This is a genomic window from Streptomyces sp., from assembly GCF_019510245.1.
Lineage (GTDB): Bacteria > Actinomycetota > Actinomycetes > Streptomycetales > Streptomycetaceae > Streptomyces.
Genome location: NZ_JAEKKT010000369.1, coordinates 1 through 6,091, shown reverse-complemented (window position 1 = coordinate 6,091; position 6,091 = coordinate 1). Strand labels below are relative to the sequence as shown.

Genomic DNA, 6,091 nt, shown 5'->3' with positions numbered 1-6,091 from the left:
GTGCGTCCTCAGAGTCCTTCGAGACGGTGGGCCACTTCCTCGGACGCAACCAGGTGAAGGCCGCCATCACCGAGGCGATGCGGGTGGTCGGCGAGGCGAACAAGTACCTGTCGGACCAGGCACCGTGGAAGCTCAAGGACGATCCCGATCGACGGGCCACCGTGCTGCACGTCGCGCTGCAGCTCATCTCCGACGCGAAGACGCTGCTGACCCCGTTCCTGCCGCACAGCTCGCAGAAGGTCTGGGAGATGCTCGGCGGCGCGGGTGAGTGGTCCGGTCAGCCTCGGGTCGTCGAGGTGGACGACCTCGACGGCGGACCGTCGTACCCGGTGCTGATGGGCGACTACGACACCGCAGCGGTGTGGGAGTCGCAGCCGATCACGCCGGGCGTCGAGATCGGCCCGCCGGTCCCGCTGTTCACCAAGCTCGACCCGTCCGTGGTCGACGAGGAGCTGGCCCGTCTTGAGCAGGGGTAGCCGCTCGCAGGAGGAGCCGCCGCCGGCGCCGGAGCCGCTGGCCGTCGCGGTGGCCGACAGCCACTGCCACCTCGACATCATGGGTGGCGACGTGCAGGCGCAGCTCGACCTGGCGCTCTCGGTCGGGATCGACACCGTCGTGCAGGTGGGCGTCGACGTGGAGAGCAGCCGGCTGTCGGCGGACCTCGCGGCACGGTTCGACAGCGTCTGGGCGACGGTCGCGCTGCACCCGAACGAGGCCGGCAAGGGCGCGGCGACGCGCGAGGCCCTCCAGGAGATCGAGCGGCTGGCGCAGCTGCCGCAGGTGCGGGGCGTCGGGGAGACCGGCCTCGACCACTTCCGCACCGGCCCCGAGGGTCGGGACGCGCAGGAGGACTCGTTCCGCGCCCACATCGCGATCGCGAAGGAGACCGGCAAGGCGCTTGTCATCCACGACCGGGACGCCCACGACGACGTGCTCCGCGTCCTGCGTGAGGAGGGCGCTCCGGAGGTCACCGTCTTCCACTGCTTCTCCGGCGATGCTGCGATGGCACGGACCTGCGCCGAGGTCGGCTGGTACCTGTCCTTCGCCGGCCCCGTCACCTTCAAGCCCAACGATGAGCTGCGCGCGGCGGCGGCGGTCTGCCCGCAGGACCGGGTCCTCGTCGAGACCGACGCGCCGTTCCTCACCCCGATGCCGTTCCGCGGGCGGCCCAACGCGCCGTACCTCGTCCCGCACACCATGCGGAGCCTGGCCGCGACGAGGGGCGAGGACCTCGACGAGCTGTGCGCCGCGGTGGCCGCGAACACCCGGCGCGCCTTCTCCTTGCCGTAACTAGTCACTGAGTGCATAGTGTGCGGCATGTCGGTACCGCACACCCTGCTCGGCCTGCTGGAGGTGCAGCCGCGGCACGGCTACGACCTCAAGCGGGCGTACGACGCGCACTTCGGGCACGACCGTCCTCTCAAGCCTGGCCAGGTCTACGCGACCCTCGGACGGCTGGAGCGCGACGGCTTCGTCGTCGTCAGCGGTACAGGGAGGGAGGGCGGCCCCGACCGCACCACCTACGCGGTGACCGAGGACGGGGTGATCGACTTGGACCGCTGGTTCACCGAGCCCGAAGGTCCGGCCGCCTACCTGCAGCCGGTGCTGTTCGCGAAGGTGGTGCTCGCGCTGCAGTCCGGTCGCGACGCGAGGCACGTGCTGGACGCGCAGCGGGCCGAGCACCTTGTCGCCATGCGCGACCTCACCGCGCGCAAGAAGGACGCCGACCTCGACCGCGTGCTCGCCCTCGACTACGCGCTGTTCCACCTCGAGGCGGACCTGCGGTGGCTCGAGCACACCACCGCTCGCCTGGACCGGCTTGCCAAGGAGCTGACGCGATGACCGAGCCGCTGCTCACCGCCCGCGACCTGCACCTGTCGTTCGGCGCCTCTCCTGCGCTGACCGGTGCCAGCGTGGACGTCGCCCCAGGCGAGGTGCTGGCCCTGCTCGGTCCCAGCGGCTCGGGCAAGAGCACGCTGCTGCACTGCCTCGCCGGGATCCTCGTGCCGGACAGCGGCGAGGTGCGCTACCGCGGTGGCCGTCTCGACACGCTTGCCGACGAGCTCCGGTCGGAGCTCCGCCGCAGCGACTTCGGCTTCGTGTTCCAGTTCGGCTCGCTCGTCCCGGAGCTGTCTGCGATCGAGAACGTGGCCCTGCCGCTGCGGCTGTCCGGGCACAACCGGCGTACGGCGGGCGCGCGGGCCCTGGAGTGGCTCGAGCGACTCGAGGTCGGCGACGTCGCGCACAAGCGGGCGGGCGAGATGTCGGGCGGCCAGGGGCAGCGCGTCGCGGTGGCGCGGGCCCTCGTTGCCGGTCCCCGTGTCGTGTTCGCCGACGAGCCGACGGGTGCGCTCGACTCGCTCAACGGCGAGCTCGTGATGGACCTGCTCATCGGTGCCGCACGCGAGCAGGGCTCCAGCGTCGTGCTGGTGACGCACGAGCCGCGGATCGCGGCCTACGCCGACCGCGAGGTCGTCATCCGCGACGGTGCTCTCGCTGCCGCGGTCGTCGCATGAGCGCCTGGCGTCTCGGGATTCGCCTTGCGCTGCAAGGGAACCGGGTGCGCCTGGTGGTCACCGCTGTCGCAGTGTCCTTCACCGTCGCGTTCCTGCTGGGTGCGCTCGGCGCGATGCCGGCACGGCAGGCGAAGCTCGACCGGATCGACGCCCGCTCCACCGTGTCGGTCGGCGCGATGGCGTCCCGCGGACTGCCCGCGCCGGCAGCGAGGGTCACCATCGAGACGGCCGACGGGTGGTACCGCGGCAAGCCCCTGACCGTCCGGCTCGTGAACGCCGAGCCCGGCGCTCTGCTGCCCCCGGGGCTGCGCCGCTACCCGCGTGCGGGGGAGGCCATCGTCTCGCCCGACCTCGCGGCGGACCTGCGACGTCACCCCGAGGAGCTGGCCAGCCGCGTCCACGGACGCGTGGTGGGGACGATCGCCGAGAGCGGTCTGGCCGGCCCGCACGAGCTCTACGCCTACGTCGGCGTCGGCACAGTGCCGGCCCAAGCCCAGCCGGTGCAGTACTTCGGACACCACCACGAGAAGCCGCTCACCCCGATCGAGCTGCGGCTCGCCGCGTGGCTGGGTGCCCTTGGGCTCCTGCTGCCGGTCCTCGTCCTCGTCGCCACCGCGACCCGGCTCTCGGCGAGCTCCCGTGACCGCCGGCTCTCGGCCCTGCGACTGGTCGGGGCGACGCCGCGGCAGGCGCGCACGATCGCCGCGGCGGAGGGCCTGCTCGCCGGGATCGCCGGTGTTGCAGGCGGTCTCGCCGTCTTCTGGCTGCTGCGCGGTCCCGCCTGCGCGCTGCTGCCCTTCCCCGAAGGCGTCTACGCGCAGGACCTGATGCCGACAGCTGCCGAGGTCGCTGCGGTGCTGGTCGGCGTACCTCTCCTCGCTGTCGTCTCTGCCGTCCTCTCGCTGCGCAAGGTGGTCATGAGCCCGCTCGGGCTGCGACGGTCGGCGCGGGTGCGGGGAGTCGGGTGGTGGCGGCTGCTGCCCGTCGCCACTGGTCTCGGCATGCTGATCGCCCTCCGCCTCAACCATCACGCGTGGCCGCCTGGAGACCCGACCGGCACGACACTGCTCCTCGGCGGTGGTGGCCTGACGCTGATCGGACTCGCGGTCGCCGCCCCCGCCATGTCGCGCCTGGGCGCAGGGCTGCTGAGTCGACTGCCATGGGTCAGCGCGGGGCTCGCTGCCCGGCGCATCGACTCAGACCCGTCCGCGAGCGCCCGCGTCGTCACCGGGATGGTGCTCGTCGTGTTCTCCGCCGCGTGGTTGCTGGCCTTCCTGCCGGTTCTGCAGGGGTCGCGCACGAGCAGCGACGTCGACCTGGTTCACCTGCTGCCCAAGGGAACCCTGACGACAGCAACGGACCTCGGAGCTGTCGACGTGGCCGGGGTGCGGCGTGTCCCCGGCGTCCGTTCGGTCGTCGCCGTCGGCACTGCCCAGCTCGCTCCGCCCGGCTGGAAGGGCGACAACGGCAACATCGCGCCGGACACCTCGTCCAGGCAGGTCGCCATCGGCTCGTGCACCGACCTCGCCACCACGCTGCGACGCGACATCGGCTGCACCGACGCCAAGGTCTACCGGCTCGCCACTCCGTACGGCGCAGAGCTGGCCGCCGGCAGCACCGTGGGGATCCTCGACGACAACGACCGGATCAGCGGCCACTTCCAGCTGCCCGCGCGGATCCCCGTCCTGCACGTCCCGCTCTTCCTGCAGTACAGCGGGCTGGCGGACGGCGAGCTGCTCATCGACCCGGAACTGCTGCCACGTGCCCGCGGGACGCGGCTGTTCGCCACGACCGACGGCACGACGACGACGGTCGAGCGCACCCGAGCAGCGATGCCGTTCGTCCTGGCGATGACCTCTCAGACGCCGCAGGAGGCGGTCTCGGGGGCCGCCATGGTCTACGAGGGCTACCTGCGGGCGGTCCGGATCGGGCTCGTCCTGGCTCTGCTCGTGGGGGCCGCCTCCCTCGCCGTCACGACAGCCGACGCGGTGCACGAGCGCCGGCGCAGCCTCGCCACCCTGGTGGCGTTCGGGACGCCGCTGAGGACCCTGCGCCGCAGCGTGCTGCTGCAGATGGCGGCGCCGATGCTGACCAACGTGCTGGCTGCCCTCGGCGCCGCGGCCGTCGCCAGCGCCTGCTACCTCGGGTTGACTGAGGACGCGTGGACGCTGCCGTGGGGCGGGTGGGGGCTGACCGCTCTCGCCGCCGTGGCAGCGGTCCTGCTGGCGACCGCCGCCACCCTCCCGCTGGTGTCGGCGGTCGGGCGTCCGGAGGCCCTGCGCGCCGAGTGAGATCGGTGTCACACGCTCCGTGAGCGTGGGCCCTCCCACCTGCGGTTTTCCCCGTCCACAGGCTGTCCACAGGCCCGATTCGCCGTCCACGAGGGATCTGGGCATTTGGCGTGTCGCACGGGGGACGGTTACGTTCGCCCCTAAATCCGCCGGGGTCGGGGAAGTCCCAGGCGGTGCGGGGGGCCGGTCATCGCACCGGCTCTTCCGCTGCCGGGCCCCCTCCCGGCAGCAGGACCGCGCCGTCCCCGTGCCCGGGAAGCTCGAGCATTGGTGTCGCGTGAGCAACCGCTCCCTCTCCTCACGGTCCTCCCTCCTCCTCCGACCTGTCGCCCTCGGCGTGGCCTTCCTCGCCGCCTGGGGCGGCCAGGCCGCCTACGCCGCCTCGGCGAAGTCGGTCGCCGTCACGGTCGACGGCCAGCGCTCCACCGTCCGCACCCACGGCGACACCGTCGGCGACGCCCTCAAGGCCGCGCACCTGACGGTCGGCGCCCACGACCTGCTCGCCCCCGCCCCGACCACCCGGCTCAACAGCCGCACCGTGGTCGTGCTCCGCCGGGGACGCGAGCTGCAGCTGACGGTCGACGGCACCCCGCGCTCGGTCTGGGTGACCGCGATGTCCGTTGACGAGGCACTGGACCAGATCGGGCTGCGCGCCGGCGGTGCGCTGCTCTCGGCCGACCGCTCGCGCGCCATCCCGCTCAAGGGCTTCTCGCTCGACGTCCGGACCCGCAAGACCGTGCAGCTGCTCGACGGCGGCAAGGTGCGGCGGCTGACGACCAACGCGCTGCAGGTGCAGCAGGTGCTGCGCGAGGCGCACGTGCGGCTGCGGCCGACCGACCGGCTGTCGGTGGCCGGCGGCACCTCGGTCAAGAACGGCATGGTCGTGCGGATCACCCGCATCTTCGGCCGCGAGGTCGCGGAGGACAGCCCGATCGGGTTCCACGTCGTACGCCGTCCCACCAGCTCGCTCTACGTCGGGCAGAGCCGGGTCGTGCGGCCGGGCCGGATCGGCGTGCTGCACCGCACCTTCAAGCTGAAGTTCGTCAACGGCCGGCTCGCGGCGAAGCGGCAGTTCTCGCACCGCGTGACCGCCACTCCGGTGGACAAGATCGTCGCCTACGGCACCAAGCCGCGGCCCCGCAGCGTCGAGGGTGCGGACGGCCTCAACTGGGCCGCTCTGGCCAACTGCGAGTCCGGCGGCAACCCGCGGGCGGTGAGCAGCGGCGGGACCTACCGCGGCCTCTACCAGTTCACCCTCAGCACCTGGCACAACATGGGTGGCAG

At 72.5% G+C, this 6,091-nt stretch carries 5 protein-coding genes and 1 pseudogene; all 6 read left to right on the top strand.

The annotated features are described in order from the left end of the window. A pseudogene (locus JF597_RS51775) lies at positions 1 to 476 on the top strand (class I tRNA ligase family protein); the annotation flags it as partial. Next, a complete protein-coding gene (locus JF597_RS51770) occupies positions 463 to 1,290 on the top strand; it encodes a TatD family hydrolase (RefSeq protein ID WP_294013657.1) in 828 nt (275 codons plus the stop codon). The pseudogene JF597_RS51775 and the gene JF597_RS51770, both read left to right, overlap by 14 nt. A 27-nt stretch (positions 1,291 to 1,317) precedes the next feature. Then, positions 1,318 to 1,842, top strand: coding sequence for a PadR family transcriptional regulator (locus JF597_RS51765; protein ID WP_294013654.1), 525 nt, complete (start codon positions 1,318 to 1,320; stop codon positions 1,840 to 1,842). After that, positions 1,839 to 2,516, top strand: a complete 678-nt coding sequence (locus JF597_RS51760; protein WP_294013651.1) for an ABC transporter ATP-binding protein — start codon at positions 1,839 to 1,841, stop codon at positions 2,514 to 2,516. The genes JF597_RS51765 and JF597_RS51760 overlap by 4 nt, the downstream gene beginning before the upstream one ends. Further along, positions 2,513 to 4,807 carry an FtsX-like permease family protein gene (locus tag JF597_RS51755; protein WP_294013649.1) on the top strand — a complete coding sequence of 765 codons (2,295 nt, stop codon included), beginning with the start codon at positions 2,513 to 2,515 and terminating at the stop codon, positions 4,805 to 4,807. The genes JF597_RS51760 and JF597_RS51755 overlap by 4 nt, the downstream gene beginning before the upstream one ends. Positions 4,808 to 5,084: 277 nt before the next feature. After that, positions 5,085 to 6,091: resuscitation-promoting factor (locus tag JF597_RS51750; protein ID WP_294013646.1), on the top strand; the 1,007-nt coding region annotated here is incomplete at its 3' end.

What these genes read in the sequence shown, in the direction of transcription:
- JF597_RS51765 (WP_294013654.1), top strand. Translation starts at nt 1,318, where the DNA reads ATGTCGGTACCGCACACCCTGCTCGGCCTGCTGGAGGTGCAGCCGCGG.
- JF597_RS51760 (WP_294013651.1), top strand. Translation starts at nt 1,839, where the DNA reads ATGACCGAGCCGCTGCTCACCGCCCGCGACCTGCACCTGTCGTTCGGC.
- JF597_RS51755 (WP_294013649.1), top strand. Translation starts at nt 2,513, where the DNA reads ATGAGCGCCTGGCGTCTCGGGATTCGCCTTGCGCTGCAAGGGAACCGG.